Annotated in this window: 20 protein-coding genes; 9 read left to right on the top strand and 11 right to left on the bottom strand. The window is 67.7% G+C overall.

All coding sequences use genetic code 11. The features are described 5' to 3' along the window. Positions 1-65: 65 nt before the first annotated feature. Positions 66-899: an aminoglycoside phosphotransferase family protein gene (locus ACODTB_RS23210; protein WP_291120903.1), complete on the top strand. Its 834-nt coding sequence runs from the start codon at positions 66-68 to the stop codon at positions 897-899. Positions 900-1003: 104 nt separating this feature from the next. Here the strand turns inward: ACODTB_RS23210 and ACODTB_RS23205 are convergent, their stop codons facing one another. Both ACODTB_RS23205 and ACODTB_RS23200 read right to left on the bottom strand, forming a co-directional pair. After that, positions 1004-1303: a hypothetical protein gene (locus ACODTB_RS23205; RefSeq protein ID WP_291120905.1), complete on the bottom strand. Its 300-nt coding sequence runs from the start codon at positions 1301-1303 to the stop codon at positions 1004-1006. Beyond that, positions 1300-1503: a hypothetical protein gene (locus ACODTB_RS23200; protein WP_488929805.1), complete on the bottom strand. Its 204-nt coding sequence runs from the start codon at positions 1501-1503 to the stop codon at positions 1300-1302. The genes ACODTB_RS23205 and ACODTB_RS23200 overlap by 4 nt, the downstream gene beginning before the upstream one ends. Positions 1504-1587: 84 nt before the next feature. On the opposite strand from ACODTB_RS23200, the gene ACODTB_RS23195 reads away from it, so the two are divergent. Beyond that, the gene (locus ACODTB_RS23195) at positions 1588-2022 is read left to right on the top strand and encodes a hypothetical protein (protein WP_291120908.1); all 435 of its coding nucleotides are present in this window, start codon (positions 1588-1590) and stop codon (positions 2020-2022) included. Positions 2023-2038: 16 nt separating this feature from the next. Here the strand turns inward: ACODTB_RS23195 and ACODTB_RS23190 are convergent, their stop codons facing one another. From ACODTB_RS23190 to ACODTB_RS23165, 6 genes are read right to left on the bottom strand one after another with little or no spacing between them, the layout of a single operon-like run. Beyond that, the gene (locus tag ACODTB_RS23190) at positions 2039-2509 is read right to left on the bottom strand and encodes a hypothetical protein (protein WP_291120910.1); all 471 of its coding nucleotides are present in this window, start codon (positions 2507-2509) and stop codon (positions 2039-2041) included. A 14-nt stretch (positions 2510-2523) separates the two neighbouring features. Then, entirely contained in the window at positions 2524-3111 is a 588-nt protein-coding gene (locus tag ACODTB_RS23185) for a diguanylate cyclase (protein WP_291120911.1), read from the bottom strand. A gap of 33 nt (positions 3112-3144) precedes the next feature. Next, complete coding sequence (locus ACODTB_RS23180; RefSeq protein ID WP_291120913.1) at positions 3145-3462, bottom strand: hypothetical protein; 318 nt, start codon at positions 3460-3462, stop codon at positions 3145-3147. Next, positions 3447-6053: a cbb3-type cytochrome c oxidase subunit I gene (locus ACODTB_RS23175; protein ID WP_488929804.1), complete on the bottom strand. Its 2607-nt coding sequence runs from the start codon at positions 6051-6053 to the stop codon at positions 3447-3449. The genes ACODTB_RS23180 and ACODTB_RS23175 overlap by 16 nt, the downstream gene beginning before the upstream one ends. Beyond that, the gene (gene coxB / locus ACODTB_RS23170) at positions 6050-7042 is read right to left on the bottom strand and encodes a cytochrome c oxidase subunit II (RefSeq protein WP_291121056.1); all 993 of its coding nucleotides are present in this window, start codon (positions 7040-7042) and stop codon (positions 6050-6052) included. The genes ACODTB_RS23175 and coxB overlap by 4 nt, the downstream gene beginning before the upstream one ends. Then, on the bottom strand, positions 7005-7424 hold the full coding sequence (locus tag ACODTB_RS23165) for a c-type cytochrome (RefSeq protein WP_291121058.1): 420 nt from the start codon (positions 7422-7424) through the stop codon (positions 7005-7007). The genes coxB and ACODTB_RS23165 overlap by 38 nt, the downstream gene beginning before the upstream one ends. 16 nt (positions 7425-7440) lie before the next feature. On the opposite strand from ACODTB_RS23165, the gene ACODTB_RS23160 reads away from it, so the two are divergent. Beyond that, complete coding sequence (locus ACODTB_RS23160; RefSeq protein ID WP_488929803.1) at positions 7441-8112, top strand: c-type cytochrome; 672 nt, start codon at positions 7441-7443, stop codon at positions 8110-8112. Here the strand turns inward: ACODTB_RS23160 and ACODTB_RS23155 are convergent. Both ACODTB_RS23155 and ACODTB_RS23150 read right to left on the bottom strand, forming a co-directional pair. After that, on the bottom strand, positions 8051-8698 hold the full coding sequence (locus ACODTB_RS23155) for a cytochrome b (RefSeq protein ID WP_291121062.1): 648 nt from the start codon (positions 8696-8698) through the stop codon (positions 8051-8053). The genes ACODTB_RS23160 and ACODTB_RS23155 overlap by 62 nt on opposite strands. Further along, entirely contained in the window at positions 8695-9459 is a 765-nt protein-coding gene (locus ACODTB_RS23150; RefSeq protein ID WP_291121063.1) for a cytochrome c oxidase assembly protein, read from the bottom strand. Before ACODTB_RS23150 ends, ACODTB_RS23155 begins: the two co-directional genes overlap by 4 nt. A gap of 166 nt (positions 9460-9625) precedes the next feature. Here ACODTB_RS23150 and ACODTB_RS23145 point away from each other — a divergent pair, with 166 nt between their 5' ends. The 6 genes from ACODTB_RS23145 to ACODTB_RS23120 all read left to right on the top strand — a co-directional run bounded on the left by ACODTB_RS23145 (position 9626) and on the right by ACODTB_RS23120 (position 13617). Beyond that, the gene (locus tag ACODTB_RS23145; RefSeq protein ID WP_291121065.1) at positions 9626-10009 is read left to right on the top strand and encodes a hypothetical protein; all 384 of its coding nucleotides are present in this window, start codon (positions 9626-9628) and stop codon (positions 10007-10009) included. After that, positions 10006-11277 carry a PQQ-dependent sugar dehydrogenase gene (locus ACODTB_RS23140; RefSeq protein ID WP_291121067.1) on the top strand — a complete coding sequence of 424 codons (1272 nt, stop codon included), beginning with the start codon at positions 10006-10008 and terminating at the stop codon, positions 11275-11277. Before ACODTB_RS23145 ends, ACODTB_RS23140 begins: the two co-directional genes overlap by 4 nt. Before the next feature lie 52 nt (positions 11278-11329). Further along, positions 11330-12247 carry a LysR family transcriptional regulator gene (locus ACODTB_RS23135; RefSeq protein ID WP_291121069.1) on the top strand — a complete coding sequence of 306 codons (918 nt, stop codon included), beginning with the start codon at positions 11330-11332 and terminating at the stop codon, positions 12245-12247. A gap of 163 nt (positions 12248-12410) precedes the next feature. Further along, positions 12411-12737, top strand: coding sequence for an ArsR/SmtB family transcription factor (locus ACODTB_RS23130; RefSeq protein ID WP_291121071.1), 327 nt, complete (start codon positions 12411-12413; stop codon positions 12735-12737). After that, on the top strand, positions 12734-13171 hold the full coding sequence (locus ACODTB_RS23125; RefSeq protein WP_291121073.1) for a YeeE/YedE family protein: 438 nt from the start codon (positions 12734-12736) through the stop codon (positions 13169-13171). Before ACODTB_RS23130 ends, ACODTB_RS23125 begins: the two co-directional genes overlap by 4 nt. Before the next feature lie 11 nt (positions 13172-13182). Beyond that, on the top strand, positions 13183-13617 hold the full coding sequence (locus tag ACODTB_RS23120; RefSeq protein WP_291121075.1) for a DUF6691 family protein: 435 nt from the start codon (positions 13183-13185) through the stop codon (positions 13615-13617). A gap of 135 nt (positions 13618-13752) precedes the next feature. On the opposite strand, the gene ACODTB_RS23115 is transcribed toward ACODTB_RS23120, so the two are convergent. Then, complete coding sequence (locus tag ACODTB_RS23115) at positions 13753-14862, bottom strand: porin (RefSeq protein WP_291121076.1); 1110 nt, start codon at positions 14860-14862, stop codon at positions 13753-13755. Positions 14863-14957 lie beyond the last annotated feature (95 nt).

Here is a 14957-nt window from a genome sequence, read left to right as displayed (position 1 = left end):
GAGGCGGACATTCGATGTCATCAACAAAGACATTCGAGAATCGATGGCCACGAGAAATTTACCGCATGTCCAACCTGACACTCTTCAATTCCTACCTCCAAAGCTGGAACGCGCATCCTGACGGCGAGCCCTTTGCAACCCACGCCGGCCACCTTCTACCGGTCCGTCTCGATGGGCATCCGGACGGTCGCGCCGGAATGATCAAGATCGCGCGGCACATTGACGAGCAGGTCGGTGGTCAAGTGATGCGCTGGTGGGACGGCGATGGCGCTGCGCGCGTGTATGCCCTTGATGAGAACGCGGGCGTACTGCTGATGGAGCGTGCTACCGGCATGGGTCATCTGCTAAAAATGGCTCAAGAAGGTGATGACGACGCTGCCACAAGCATCGTCTGCCGCACCATTGGCCGGCTGCATGCGAAGCGGCCCTTGCCACCGCCAAAAGGATTGCGACCGCTAACCTGCTTCTTCGAATCACTGGCGCCGATGGCGCGGCATGAAGGCGGCCTGATGGCCGAATGTGCAGTGGTGGCAGATGAACTGTTGGGATCGCAGCGCGAGCACGTCGTGCTACACGGCGATGCGCACCACAGCAACATCCTTGATTTCGGCGAGCGCGGCTGGCTGGCGATCGATCCCAAGCGCGTGACCGGCGAGCGTTGCTACGACTACGTCAACGTTCTGTGCAACCCCGATTTGAAAACCTGCACCGACCCATCGCGCTTTGCGCGGCAAGTCGACATCGTCGTCAACGCCGCTGGGCTGGAACGCCAGCGACTGCTCCAGTGGGTGATGGCCCACGCCGCGTTGTCGGCCGCCTGGTTCCTAGAGGACGGAGAGCGCGAGGAGGCGGACAACGAACTGGCCGTGGCGGCTATCGCCCGGCAGGCGCTGGGCTGAGTCTCGTAGCGCCTGCTATGGCAGGCACCAAGACGAGGGAAATTCTTTCAGTTCTGAGAGAAGGCCGTTTGAGCTGCTGCAAAGGTCTGCTCAGGGCCGAGGCTTCAATCGAACTGAGCTGTGCAAGCCAGCCTATCCAGCCTGTTGCAGTTCGCCGCAGCATCAAGCAACCTCGCAGCGAGCGCTCTCGCCTGCGCCGGGCTGAGGCTCCATTCCAGGTCGAAGGGGGCTTCGCGGGCTTGCAGCAGCACCACCGCAGGCACATCCGGTTCGGCTGTGCGGCTCGCGGCCACGCTCAGGCCTGCCATCGTGCGTTGCTGAATCGACATTGACATGCGCTGCGCGGGCACGGTGCAGCGCATGAGGTAGACCGGCTCGGGCAATGGAATCTGGCGGAGTTTCATGGGGCGGTCCCCGTGTCGTTCATGCCCAGCTCGCGCAGCACCGCGAGGCGGCACACGCTGGCCATGGAGCGTTGTTCGCGGTCGGCCCTTTCCTTCACACGTTCCAGTTCGGCGGTGGTGAGTCGCAGTGCGATAGGGCGGGCGCTGTTGACACCGTTGGGCACACGTTTGCGAGGGGGAGGGCTTGGGGTTTGAGGCACGGCGATACCTGCTCGGTTAGCATTTGAGTAACGGAACATTAAACTTTGGTAGTCATTATGGTGGAATAAATTCCACTAGTCAATATGTCTGGCGTACAAAAATCCACAATTCAAGATCGAATCCAGATGGAGCGGTCACGCCTTGGCCTGTCTCAATCCGCGCTCGCAGAGATCGGCGGCGTGTCCAGGGAAACGCAGCTCAACTACGAGAAGAAGGAAGGTGGGAGCACGCCCAACTGCGTGTACCTGACGCGGGTCATGGAGAAGGGGCTGGATGTGATGTTCATCCTCACGGGCAAGCGAGCCTCCACGGATTGGGCGTTGGACGCGATGCTGCGCACGGTGATTGATGACCTCGAACGCTGTTCGCCGGAGAATCAGCTGTTGGCAGTGAAGTACGTGGCCATGCTCGCCGCAGGCATGACGCCTCCATTGCCAACGGTGCCAGTCGTTCCAGCCAAAAAGCCCCAGGCCAGGGGCGCGGCACCAGCCCCCTCCAAGCGACAGAAGCGCGTCTAACCCGGATCGCGGCAGGTCACGCCTTCGGTGCCTTCGGCGAAGGCGGCCTCGGTGGCGCCGCGCCGTCTTCCTCACTCTCGTCCAAGCCCTCGTCGCTCAGCGGGTCGCCGGCCTCGGCGTCGTCGATGAAGGCGAGGTCGGGGTCTTCGTCGTCGGAGGCGGCGTCCGTGCCCTCGGGCGTGATCACCTGATCCACGCCGATGTCCCATCCATCGCGCTTGCCGCCGTCGCCACCGGCGCTGCGGCTTTCGCCGGTGCCTGCGGCGTCGCTCGGCGAGGCCAGGGCGTCGGGCGAGAGCAGTGTGGGGCGCGGTTCGTCGCGGGTGTCGAAGTCGGCGGGCGCGTTGGGGTCGCCGCCATCGTCGTCGGCAATGCCCATCATGTCGCTGCCGCTGTCGGATGAGTCTCCGGGGCCGAGCGACGCGGTGTCGCGGCCAGCGGGTTGGGGTGGTGCGGGGCTGGTGCCCTGGATGCTGCTGCGTGCCATGGTGTGGTTTCCTTTCAGGTGGGTGGGCGCGGTGTGCCGCGCCCACCGGGTCTGCGGCAGTTGGCGTGCCTGCGCACCATGCCGCCCGGGAAGCGCATGCACCGGGAGAGCTCCTCGAGCAACGGGAGCAGGTTGAGAAAGATCGCGCTCAGAAATGCCACGAGCAGGTAGCCAGCCGGTAGCGGCTGTTCCTTCCAGCGAAGGCGCCATTGCGCCGCGTCGCCCCAGCGGCCGAAGGCATCCGAATGCAGCGCGGCAAGTGCCAGCAAGGCGAACAGCGGGAGCATTTCCAGGAAGCTGTGAATCATCTGCTCGCCGGCACGCAGCTCGCGCTTGCCGTGCACCCACCGGAGTTCGAACCAGGTGGTCGCCTCGTGCACGACAAAGACCATGGCAAGCAACACCAGCGCGAGCAGATTGATCTGCAGCAGAAGCGCGATCGCGGCACCCAGCCCCATCTGCAGGAACAGGACCAGGTGCGACGCCGACTCTCGCCAGCCGGTGGTTGCCTCGATCGCCGTGCGCCGGTGACACCACCAGTCGGCCAACCCGGCCAGCACCCAGAGGGGCAGGACGAGGTACATCAGAAGAAAGGTCATCATCTCTGCACGCCTGAATCCGTCAGCGTTGTTCGCTCAAGGCAGCAGCACCACGGAAGGCAATGCGCTGAACACCACCGCCGCCGCCGCGATGGCGGTAGCCCCTCGCGCAAGGCGGTAGCTCCAGCCCGGGAGGCGACCATCGGCGTGCCGGGCCTTCAATCGCACGACATGCACGCCCACGGCCAGCAGCGCGATCGCCGTGGCGCCCCAGGCCACCGCGTTGGCGGTCCACTGGTGCGGCCAGATCTCGCCCGCCGCCCAGATCACCATGAAGTGCGCAAACCAGATGACGAGGGCCGTGACGATCGGCCGCCCGCCGGAGGGCTTGAGCGCCTTCACACGCCGCCCCATGGCAGCACGCGCGGCAACAGCAGGGCGGCTGCGCCTTCGCACGCGGCAAACATGAACAGGATGCGCAGCGCTTCCAGGGTCTTGTTGGCCGGGCCCGGTGCCAGGCCGCGCATCCAGCGCGCCAGGTAGTACACGGCCGAGAGCGCAACCGCCAGCACGATGGCGCTGTGCCACGCCAACATGGCGAAGATGGCCGCGCCTTGCCCGCTGGCATCGCCGCGCAGCCCGGCGTTCCACCAGTCCAGCGCGTCCACCGCCAGCGCCGCGACGAGGCACACCATGCTCAGCGCCATGGCGATGGCGCTGAGCCCGCTGCCGCGCCGGAACCTCGCCAGCAAGGGCCGGGCCGCGCAGGCCAGGCCCGCCGAGGCGCCGAGCAGCAGCAGGCCGGGCGCCAACGCGCCGCGCGGCGCGGCGATGCGCCACCAGTCCGGGTGGGCGCCGAACAGGTAGAGGTAGGAGAACATCGCCATCAGAAAGATCATCCCGAGCACGATGACCAGCAGCACCGCAGCCCACCAGCCGTGCGATTGCGGGCCGGTCACGTAGGTGGGCAGCAGGATGCCCCCGCCCGCGTCCACCTGCTTCTGCGGGATGTGCCGGTCGTTGTGCCAGACCCAGCGCATCACGCAGACGATGGTGAGCACGCCGCAGATCGCGCTCAGGGCCAAGGCCTTCACCGTGAGCAGCAGGAAGAAGCCGGCGGTGAAGAGCGCCGCCAGCAGCGGCGACCAGGCGGGCCCCGGCATGATCTGCACGTACTGCGGCTCGGCGCGCGCGCTGCTGGTGATCAGCGTCTCGCGCGCGCCGGTGGCGGTGCCGGGCAGGAAGTAGCGCCCGGCCTCGACGTTCTCGCGCAGCCGGGCATCGGCCCACAGGGGTTCGAGGGAGCTGACGACGGGGATGGAGCGGATGCCGTAGTTGCCGGTGGACAGCCACTCCAGCGTGCCGCCGTGGTAGACGTTGCGGGCGTTCCCCCCGCCGCCGCCCATGCCCTGGCGGCTGTAGCAGCGGATGGCGTCGATCAGGAACAGCAGCACCCCGGCCGCCATGATGAAGGCGCCCACGGTCGAGATCAGGTTGGGCACCTCCATGGACCGGCCCGGCAGGTAGGTGTCCACGCGCCGGGGCATGCCCATGAGGCCGCTCAGGTGCATGGGCAGGAAGCAGACGTGCACGCCGACGAAGTTGAGCCAGAAGACCCAGCGCCCCACGCGCTCGGACAGCTGCTGGCCGTTGATCATCGGCGTCCAGTAGTAGAACGCGGCGAACAGCGGGAACACCATGCTGCCGATCAGCACGTAGTGGAAGTGCGCGACGACGAAGTAGGTGTCGTGGGCCTGGCCGTCGAAGGCGACCATGCCCACCATCACGCCGGTGAGGCCGCCCATCACGAAGATGAGGATGCCGCCCACCAGAAACAGCGCGGGCACGTTGCGCTGGATCCTGCCGGCCGCGAGCGTGGCGATCCACGCGAACACCTGGGCGCCCGCCGGGATGGCCACCGCCATCGACGCGGCGGAGAAGTAGCCGGCCGACAGGCCGGGCAGGCCCACCGTGAACATGTGGTGGGCCCACACCCCGAAGCTGATGAAGCCGGTGGCGATCAGCGCCAGCACCACGATCTCGTGGCCCACCAGCGGCTTCTGCGCCACCGTGACGATCATGGTCGAGAGCATCGCCGAGGCCGGGATGAAGATGATGTAGACGTCGGGGTGGCCGAAGAACCAGAACAGGTGCTGGTACAGCAGCGGGTCGCCGCCGCGCGTGGCGTCGAACAGCGGCCAGTTGAAGGCGCGCTCGAGCTCCAGCAGAAAGGTGACCATGATCATGGCGGGGAAGGCCAGGATGATCATCACGCCGAAGATCAGCACCGCCCAGGCGTAGAGCGGCATCTTTGCCAGCGTCATGCCGGGGGCGCGCGTGCGCAGCACGCCCACGGTGAGTTCGATGGCGCCGGCGATCGCGCTGATCTCGATGAAACCGATGCCGAGCAGCCAGAAGTCGGCGTTGATGCCCTGGGCGTAGACCGCCGAGCTCAGCGGCGGGTACATGAACCAGCCGCCGGATGGCGCCAGGCTGAAGAAGATCGAGCAGAAGAAGACGACGCCGCCGATCAGGTAGGCCCAGTAGGAGTAGGCCGACAGCCGAGGAAACGGCAGGTCGCGCGCGCCGATCATCTGCGGCAGCAGCATCACGGCGATGGCCTCCACGGCGGGCACGGCGAACAGGAACATCATCACCGAGCCGTGCATGGTGAACAGCTGGTTGTAGGTTTCCTGCGGCACGATGCCGGCCAGCGGCGCGGACAGCTGCACGCGCATCACCAGCGAGAGCACACCGGCGGCGACGAAGAAGCCGAAGGCCGTGACGATGAACAGGAAGCCGATGAAGTTGTTGTTGACGGCGCTGAAGGCGCGCCAGCCCGTGGGCGTTTCCCAGACCTTCTTCAGTTCCTCCAGCTCGCCTCGCGGCCGTCGGCCCTTGGTGGGAAAGCGCTCGTAGAGCCGCGCGTCGAAACCGGTTTCCGGCGGCGCGCTCGCCGCGTCGTCGAGCGCGCCCGCCACGCCGGAGGGAATGCGGCCCGTCACTTCAAGGACTCCATGTACGCGGCCAGGGCGTGCAGCTCGGCGGCCTGCAGCGAGCGGTAGGCGGGCATGCGGTTGTTGGGCTTGATCGACTGGCTGTCGCCGATCCAGCCGATCAGCGTGCCGCGGTTGTTCGGCAGGATGCCGGCGCCCAGCGACTGCCGCGAACCGATGTGCGTGAGGTCGGGGCCCGACACGCCTTGCGCAGCCGTGCCGGCGATGCGGTGGCAGGCCGCGCAACCCATGTCGCCGAAGAGCTGGCGGCCGCGCAGCACCTCGTCGTTGACGGGGGCCGGGGCCGACTGGGGCTGCTGGCGCGCCAGCCGCGCCTCGCGCCAGCGCTGCCAGTCGGCGGGCTCGTGCGCCACGACCACGAAGCCCATCAGCGAGTGCGCCCCGCCGCAGAACTCGGCGCATTGTCCGCCGTACACCCCCGCCTTGTCGGCCTGCAGCTTGAGCCGGTTGGTGCGGCCCGGAATCATGTCCATCTTGCCGCCGAGCTTGGGCACCCAGAAGCTGTGGATCACGTCCTCGGACACCATGTCGATCACCACCGGCTGGCCGACCGGGATGTGCAGTTCGTTGGCATCGGCGTGGATCTCCTTGCCCGCCGCATCCAGGTAGGACACGCGCCACCAGTAGATGTTGCCCGAGACCCGCATGCGCAGCTCGTCGCCCTGGATCGCCGTCATGCCCGCGAACAGCGTCATGCCCCAGGCCAGCAGCAGGAAGAGGATGCCGGCGGGGACGATCAGCCCGAACCACTTGACGACGCCCTCGCCACCGAGCCTGGCGCGCAGCTTGTCGCTGCCGTACAGCGCCACCCACAGGGCCGCGCAGACCAGCGCGAAGATCAGCGTGACGAGGGCGATCAGCACCCAGGTGAGCGAGGTGACCGTGTTCGAGAACGGGCCGTGCGGATCGAGCACGGGTGGGGGCCAGCCGCTCAAGGCCTCAGCGAGACTGGAGCGTGAGGAGGTAGGCTGTGACATCGCGGGCTTCCTGGTCTGACATCGTGATGGCCGGCATGGCCGTCCCGGGCACCAGCCCGGGCGCGTTTCTGACGAACTGCATCAGCACGCCGGGCTGGTTGGGCAGCTGCCCGGCGATCAGGCCCTGCCGGGCGAAGCCGTGCAACGAGGGCCCGAGACCGCCGCGCGGCCACTTCACGTCGGGGAAGGTGTGGCAGGCCACGCAGCCTTTGTCGGTGACGAGCCGTCGACCGGTGGCGACGTCGGCGTCGGCCAGGGTCGGCGTGCGGTCGGGCGGGCCATCGCAGGCCACCAGGCTGAAGCAGGCCAGCACCAGCCAGCGGCCGGAATACCCCTTCGATGCACCACGGGCGCCCGGCATGAACGATGATCTAGCTCCCATGCGCCCACACCCGTCGTTGCAACGACAACACCGGCCCGCGAACACCGGCCGGCGGTGGCTGGCCCTGTGCGCCCTGCTCCTGACCACGGCCTGCACCGACCGCCAGACCCCCAGCGACGACCCCTGGAGCCGCAGCGGCGAACTCATCGCGATGAGCGGCGGCGAAGCCGGCGCGCGCTACGCCTGCGCGACCTGCCACGGCGTGCGCGGCGAGGGCAATGGTTTCGACGCGCCGCGTCTCGCCGGCCTGCCGGCGGGCTACCTGCAGAAGCAGATGGAAGACTACGCCGCCGGCCTGCGGCCGCACGAGGTGATGCGCGACGTGGCGCGTTTCCTCGACAGCCACGAGCGCGTGCGGGTGGCCAACCACTACGCCGCGCTGCCGCCGCAGGCGGTGGCGCCCGCCACGGAGGAAACCATCGATGCCGCGACCCCGGCGCTGTATGCGCGCGCCTGCCAGCAGTGCCACGGCGTCGAAGGCGTGGGCACCGCGAACGGGCCGCCGCTCAACGCCCAGCCGGCCTTCTACCTGAGCCAGCAATTGCAGGACTGGCAGCGGTCGAAACGGCGCAATGACGGCAATCATGTGATGTTGGAGGTGGCGCAGCGGCTCGATGCCGGGGAGGTCAGGCAACTGGGCCTTTATCTGGCGCGGATCCCACCACGCCCGGCGATTGCGGACCGTTGAGGTCGAGCATCGAAGGCAGGACGCGGTCCCGCTTGATCACGTGGTGCAGCACGGCCGCCCCGGCGTGGCCGGGAATGATGAGCGCCGTGATCCACACGATCCAGAAGTGGGTGGTCGCGGCCCACTGCATCAGGCGGTGCTGCAGGCCCTCGGACAACTGGTCGAAAGGCAGGTTGGGAAACGGGATCAGGCCCGCGATCGACAGCGGCAGGTCGCTCGGCAGGGTGGACCACATGACCCAGCCGCTGATGGGCAACGCGAAAAAGCTGAAGTAGAACCAGGTCTGCAGCACGCGGCTGGCCTTGCCGGCCAATGAGGATTCGTCCACGGTGTCGGGGCTGCCGAGCTGGCTGCGCCAGAACAGGCGCAGCGTGCCCAGCAGCATGATCGTCAGGCCGACCTGCGTGTGGGTCTGGTAACCGAGGTACTTGTCGCCGCCCACCGGCTGCCAGCCCAGGTACCAGCCATGGGCCAGCTGGAAGACCATGAGCGCGGCCATCACCCAGTGGAAGGTGACGCCGATCGGCGAGTACAGGCCGCGCCGGTGGTAGCCCTCGGCCCATTCGATGGCGGCAATGAGGTTCATGCGGGCTCGGCGTGCGCGCCCCGCGCGCGCTCGGCGGCCATCCAGCGCCAGCCGATCCACATCGCGGCGGCGAGGTAGGCGATGCTGCCTGGCGCCCACATCGTGATGCCGGCGAGTTGCTGGTCTTCCAGCGGCGCGATGCCCCAGCTCAGCGTGGACGCGAAGTGCGGGGGGTACAGCGGCCGCACGGCGAAGGTGATCAAGGCGCCCAGCAGCCCCATCAACACCGTGGTGACCAGCACGGCGCCCATCGCCGCGGCCGGCCCGGCTCGACGGACCGCGAGCCAGAAAACCATCGCGCTGGCCAGCAGCGTGAGTTGCATCAGCGCGTACATCAAGTCCGACGACAGGGCCGCCGCGTACGGCGCCGGCGCATGCCAGATCCAGAACACCACGGTGGCCATGGCCGTGGCGCTCCAGAGCGACGCCGGCAGGCGACGCAGCCAGGGCTCCAGGCCGAACACCAGCAAGGGCGCCATCACCAACACAAGCGCGAGGTGGTGGACCACCCGCACGGTGAAGAAGGCCGAGCTCAGGGCGCACAGCGGCGACACGTAGAGCACCACCGCGAGGACCCACGCACCCCACAGGCTCAGGTGCCGGCGGGGCGCGACATCGCTGCCCACCGGCATGCGCCAGAGGGCCAGCGCCGCCAGCAACAGAATCGCCCCGAGCACGGGGTCGAGGTTCCATCGGCTCAGCCAGACCTCCGGGCCGGGTGCCTCGCCGCAGTATGGAACCCACCTCCTCAGTTCGTCCAAGGCATGTACCTCCACGTGGTGCGCAGGCCGGGTCTGAGGCCCGCGACTCCCACGCGCATGACACCACGGAGCGACATCGCGCACTGTTCGCTGGCGAACAGACGCGTGCCCCAGCCCCTGGCGATCATGGTCCCAGCCACCCCGCTGTTCGACCGTGAATATCCCAATGCATGCCATCTTCGCCCTCTCCTCCGTGCCGCTCTTCCTGGGCGCGCTGCTCAGCGACTGGGCCTACGCCAGCAGCCAGGAGATCCAGTGGGTGAACTTCGCCGCGTGGTTGAACGCGGGCGGTTTGCTGATCGCCGGCCCGGTGCTGCTGTGGGCTGCGGTGGAGGTGCTGCGTTCGGCTGCCCGCCGCCAGCGGGGCGGCCTGATCTACCTCGCCTTGCTGCTGCTCACCTTCGTGGTCGGCTTCATCAATGCCTTGATCCACGGCAAGGACGGCTGGGCGGCGATGCCGGGCGGGTTGATCCTGTCGGTGGTGGTGCTGGTGCTCGCCGTGGCGGCCAGCGCGAGCGGGCTTGCCGGCTTCCTGCGGAGGACGGCATGACGGCCCGGGCCCGCTGGCTGGGCGTCACCTTGGCCTTGGCCGCCGCAGCGAGTGGCGCACAGCAGCCCGCCAACCCGGAGCTGCCGCCCCCGCAGCGGGGCTTGCTGCCCAGCATGCGCATCGCGGAACCTGCCGATTGGGGTGGCCGCCGCCCCACCGTGCCGCAAGGCTGGACGATCACGTCCATCGCCACCGACATGAAGGTCCCGCGCCAGTCGCTGGTGCTGCCCAATGGGGACATCCTGGTGGCCGAGGGCAAAGGCGGAGGCGCCCCCGTGCTCAAACCCAAGGATTACATCGCCGGCCTCATCAAGGCCAGAGGCAACACGGCCGTCAAAGGCGGTGACCAGCTGACCTTGTTGCGCGATGCCGATGGCGATGGCACCTACGAAGGCCGATGGGTCTACGCGAAGGACCTCAATGCGCCCTACGGCCTGGCGCTGGTGGGCAACAAGCTGTACGTCGCCAACCAGGACGAGCTGGTGCGCTTCGATTACGTGGCCGGGCAGACCCAGGCCAGCGCGGCGCCCGTGAGCGTCACCAAGCTGCCTTCGGCGGTCAACCACCACTGGACGAAGTCGCTCGCGGCCGATGCCGACGGCCGTTACCTCTACGTGGGCATCGGCTCCAACAGCAACATCGGCGAGCGCGGCATGGCGGTGGAAGAGAACCGCGCCGTGGTCTGGCAGATCGACGCTGCCACGGGCGCCACGCGCACCTTCGCCACCGGCCTGCGCAACCCCACGGCGCTGGCGTTCGAGCCCACCACCCGGCAACTCTGGGCGGTGGTGAACGAGCGCGACGAACTCGGCCCCGACCTCGTGCCGGACTACCTCACGTCGGTGAAGGAAGGCGCGTTCTATGGCTGGCCCTACGCGTACTGGGGCCCGAACGTCGACCGCCGCGTGCAGCCTCAGGACGACAAGAAAGTGCAAGCCACGGTGCGCCCGGACTTCGCCCTGCCCTCGCACTCGGCGCCTTTGGGGCTTTCCTTTGTGCCGCCGGGGTTCGCGGCGCCGTTTGGCGAAGGCGCCTTCATCGGCCTGCACGGCAGCTGGAACCGGGACGAGCCCGTGGGCTACAAGGTGGTCTTCGTGCCCTTCGCCAACGGCCGCCCCAACGGGCCGGCGGTGGACGTCGTCACCGGCTTCCAGAGCGATGGCAAGACCATGGGCCGCCCGGTCGGCGTGACCGTGGACCCCAAGGGTGCCCTGATCGTGGCCGACGATCTGTCCAACACGGTCTGGCGCGTGGCGCCGGCGCGCTGAGGAGGCTGCCGCCGCGATAATTGGCTTTGCTCCAGACGCAAAGGCCAGTTCGATGAAACACTTTCTGCCGGACCCTGCGGACCTGCGGTGGCTTGTGCGATCGCTCGATCTGCGGTCGTTCTCCGCCGCCGCACGAGAGATGAACGTGGCGGTTTCGGTGGTCACACGCGGCGTGGACCGCCTCGAAGCCGGGTACGGCGTGAGCCTGCTGCGCCGCTCCACGCATGGGCTGTCGGCGACGCCCGAAGGGGCCGAGCTGGCGCAGGAAGCGCGTGCGCTGCTGGCCCAGATGGAAGACATCTCTGCCGCGCTGTCCAAGCAGCGAAACCGCGTCGCCGGCGCGCTGCGGCTGGCCTCGAGCCAGGAGATCTGCGAGGAACTGGTCGTGCCGTGCCTGGCCCAGCTGCGCGAGCGGTATCCGGCTCTGCGGATCGAGCTGGTGGCCGATGACCGCGTGGCCGACCTGGTGACGGATGGCATCGACGTGGCCTTGCGCACCACGGTGGGCAGCAGCGAGTCGGTGGTCGCGCGCGAACTGGGGTCGTTCGAGCGGCGCCTGTATGCCTCGCCCGCCTATTTGCGCCAGCATGGTGAGCCGGCCGATCCGCATGAACTGCACCAGCACCAGACCGTCACACACACCGGGCAAGGACCCGCCGTGACCTGGGCATTCCGCAAGGCGGGCAGGGTGGTGGATGTCACTGTCCGGTCGCAGCTCGCCGCGAACACCTCGGCCCTTGTGCACCACGCTCTGGTGGCCGGGGCGGGCATCGGCATGCTGTCGCGTCCGTTGGCCGCGGCAGACGTGGCCAGAGGCCACCTGGCCGAGGTCCTGGCACCGTTCGCCTCCGGCACGGCCTACACGATGTACGCCGTTTCGCTGCCCAGCCGGCGCAACGCAGCCAGGGTGCGGGCCGTGATCGGTTTCCTTCAGGAAGCCGCCCGCCAGCAGTGGCTCTTGACGCCCTGAGCGACCGAGCCCGCCGTCACGGCTTCTTCATCGAGCGGGTATCAAAGCCCCCCCAGCTGGGTTCATGGGGGCACCATCAAATAAGCCGTTAATAGTTTATTGACAGATATATTGTCAGTCAATATAGTCTGAGCATGGACGACGAACCGGAAATTCCATTGCGATGAAGAACGCCACCCTTGACCTTGACGACATGCAGGCGGCCGCGGCCGAAGCCTGCCGGTTGATGAAGGTGCTGTCCAACCCGGACCGGTTGTTGATCCTTTGCCAGCTCTCTCAGGGCGAACACCGCGTGGGTGAGCTTGAAGAGCTGCTCGGCATCGTGCAGCCCACGCTGTCGCAGCAGCTCACCGTGTTGCGCGAAGAAGCGCTGGTGAGCACGCGCCGCGAAGGCAAGAACATCTACTACCTGCTCGACAGCCCCCAGGCGCTGGCGGTGATGCAGGTGCTGTACGCACAGTTCTGCGACAAGAAGGGAAAAAAGCGATGAGCATCGATTGGGCGAATTTCACGCCGTGGGCCTCGCTGGCCGGCGGCATTCTGCTGGGTGTGGCTTCGGCCTTGTTCATCCTGCTCAATGGCCGGGTGCTGGGCATCAGCGGCATCCTGGGTGGCCTGTTGCCGCCGAAGTTGGGCGACGCCGGCTGGCGCATCGCCTTCCTGCTGGGCATGCTGGCGGCACCGCTGGTCTACGGCCTGCTCGCGCCCGCCGGCTTCGCGCAGGCACCGCGCATCGACGCGGGCTCGGCCACCATCGTGGCCGCCGGGCTGCTGGTGGGCCTGGGCACGCGCTACGGCTCGGGCTGCACCAGCGGGCACGGGGTGTGCGGGCTCTCGCGCCTGTCGCCCCGCTCGCTGGTGGCCACCCTCGCCTTCATGGGCGCCGGTTTCGCCATGGTCTTCGTGGTTCGCCACGTTCTGTAAGGAGCCTTCACATGCACCGCATCACCGAGTTTTTCGTGGGCCTGCTGTTTGGCCTGGGCCTGCTGCTCTCGGGCATGACCGACCCGGGCAAGGTGCTCGGCTTCCTGGACCTCTTCGGCAGCTGGGACCCCTCGCTGGCCTTCGTCATGGGCGGCGCGATCGCGGTGGGCTTCTTTGCCTTCGCACTGGCGCGCCGGCGCACCACCAACCTGCTCGGTGGCGCCATGCACCTGCCCAAGGCGACCCAGATCGACAAGCGCCTCGTCATCGGCGGCCTGACGTTTGGCGCCGGCTGGGGCCTGGCGGGCTTTTGCCCGGGCCCAGGCATCGTCTCCATGGCGTCCGGCGAATGGAAGGCCGCGGTGTTCGTGGCGGCCATGCTGGTGGGCATGGTGATCTTCGAAGTGGCCGAGCGCAGCGGCTCGCGCCGGCGCGCGCGCCAGTAGAAAAGCCGCTCGCAAAAAAAACAGCCCCCGAAGGGGCTGTGAAAAAGGTGGAGTCATCTGGGATGGGCCACCCTTGGAGAGTCATGGCGAGAGCGCCGGCCTGTTCAAGTCTGAGCGGCGCCTTGCAGAAAAAGTTCAGAACGTGTGGCGGATGCCGACGGCGAACTCGGTGATGTCGTTGTCCGCCGCCGAGGTCAGGCCGGCCGGCAGGGACGCATTGAAACGGCCCACGCCACCGGCACCGGCGTTCGCGTCGTTGCGGAAGCGGGTCAGGCTCGAATACAGGGCCGTGCGCTTGGAAAGGTCGTACACCACGCCCACGCCAAAGGCCTTGCTGTCCGCGTTGCTCAGGTTCTTGGGCGAGTTGAGCACGTACTGCGCCTTCCAGGTGGTCTTGCCGGTCTGGTAGTCCACACCGACCCAGGCGCCTTCGCCATCGAGATCGGCCACGCGCTTGTCGTCGAAGTTGATGTAGCCAGCCACCACGCGGAACGGCGCGAAGTTGTAGGCGCCCGACAGCGTGCCGATGCGCGCGTCCGTCGAATTCACGCCGATGCCGCCGCGGGCCTCGTCGGTGAGGTAGGAGCCGATCACGTCGAAGCCATGGCCGGTGTAGCGCACCGAGGCTTCCATCACCTGGTTGTCGCCACTGGCGCCCGCGACTTCACCCATGCCGTAGACCGCGCCCAGCTTGAAGCCGGCCAGGCTCGGGGACTCGTACTTGATCGAGTTGTTGATGCGCGCGGGCGCACCGTTGCCCGTGGCGCCCGCCTGAGGAGGCGCTGCCGTGGCCGACGCGCCGCGCACCAGCTCGTAGCCACCACCGAAGCCACCGATGAGTGCGGTGGACGGGCCGGCGGGCGCGCTGGTGAACAGGCTGTGGTCGTTCGTGGCGGCGTAGAGCGCGGTGTATTGGCGGCCGAGCGAGACCGAGCCGAAGGCGCCGGACAGGCCCACATGCGCCTGACGGCCGAACATCGCGCCGCCCTGGCCGCTGGTGCCGTCGTCCAGGTTCACGCCGCCTTCCAGCGTGAAGTTCGCGCGCAGCCCGCCGCCCAGGTCTTCCGTGCCACGCAAGCCGAAACGGCTGCCGGCCAGGCCACCCGACTGCGCGCGGGACAGCGAGTTCGCGCCATCGGCGTACTGATAGAACATGTCGGCCACGCCATACAGCGTGACGCTCGACTGCGCGAAGGAAGGAACTGCAAGTGCTGCAAGAGCAGCTGCGGTGGCGATCTTTTTCATGGTGTCTTTTCTTGGGTAAAGAAAGTTGAGGGCGAACGAGGCCGTCCCTGGCGAAAACCGGGGTTGGCATTTCCATGGAAGGAACAGGGGGGCGG

This window comes from Hydrogenophaga sp. FG152 (assembly GCF_057809615.1).
The sequence above is the reverse complement of the archived record's forward strand: the minus strand, read 5'-3'. Positions and strand labels throughout refer to the sequence as shown.

Bases quoted from the DNA above. Each gene is read 5' to 3' on its own strand.
- ACODTB_RS23190 (WP_291120910.1), bottom strand. From the start codon at position 2,509: ATGGCACGCAGCAGCATCCAGGGCACCAGCCCCGCACCACCCCAACCC.
- ACODTB_RS23115 (WP_291121076.1), bottom strand. From the start codon at position 14,862: ATGAAAAAGATCGCCACCGCAGCTGCTCTTGCAGCACTTGCAGTTCCT.
- ACODTB_RS23130 (WP_291121071.1), top strand. From the start codon at position 12,411: ATGAAGAACGCCACCCTTGACCTTGACGACATGCAGGCGGCCGCGGCC.
- ACODTB_RS23205 (WP_291120905.1), bottom strand. From the start codon at position 1,303: ATGAAACTCCGCCAGATTCCATTGCCCGAGCCGGTCTACCTCATGCGC.
- ACODTB_RS23185 (WP_291120911.1), bottom strand. From the start codon at position 3,111: ATGATGACCTTTCTTCTGATGTACCTCGTCCTGCCCCTCTGGGTGCTG.
- ACODTB_RS23145 (WP_291121065.1), top strand. From the start codon at position 9,626: ATGCATGCCATCTTCGCCCTCTCCTCCGTGCCGCTCTTCCTGGGCGCG.
- ACODTB_RS23210 (WP_291120903.1), top strand. From the start codon at position 66: ATGTCCAACCTGACACTCTTCAATTCCTACCTCCAAAGCTGGAACGCG.
- ACODTB_RS23120 (WP_291121075.1), top strand. From the start codon at position 13,183: ATGCACCGCATCACCGAGTTTTTCGTGGGCCTGCTGTTTGGCCTGGGC.
- ACODTB_RS23135 (WP_291121069.1), top strand. From the start codon at position 11,330: ATGAAACACTTTCTGCCGGACCCTGCGGACCTGCGGTGGCTTGTGCGA.
- ACODTB_RS23165 (WP_291121058.1), bottom strand. From the start codon at position 7,424: ATGGGAGCTAGATCATCGTTCATGCCGGGCGCCCGTGGTGCATCGAAG.
- ACODTB_RS23140 (WP_291121067.1), top strand. From the start codon at position 10,006: ATGACGGCCCGGGCCCGCTGGCTGGGCGTCACCTTGGCCTTGGCCGCC.
- coxB (WP_291121056.1), bottom strand. From the start codon at position 7,042: ATGTCACAGCCTACCTCCTCACGCTCCAGTCTCGCTGAGGCCTTGAGC.
- ACODTB_RS23155 (WP_291121062.1), bottom strand. From the start codon at position 8,698: ATGAACCTCATTGCCGCCATCGAATGGGCCGAGGGCTACCACCGGCGC.
- ACODTB_RS23195 (WP_291120908.1), top strand. From the start codon at position 1,588: ATGTCTGGCGTACAAAAATCCACAATTCAAGATCGAATCCAGATGGAG.
- ACODTB_RS23180 (WP_291120913.1), bottom strand. From the start codon at position 3,462: ATGGGGCGGCGTGTGAAGGCGCTCAAGCCCTCCGGCGGGCGGCCGATC.
- ACODTB_RS23125 (WP_291121073.1), top strand. From the start codon at position 12,734: ATGAGCATCGATTGGGCGAATTTCACGCCGTGGGCCTCGCTGGCCGGC.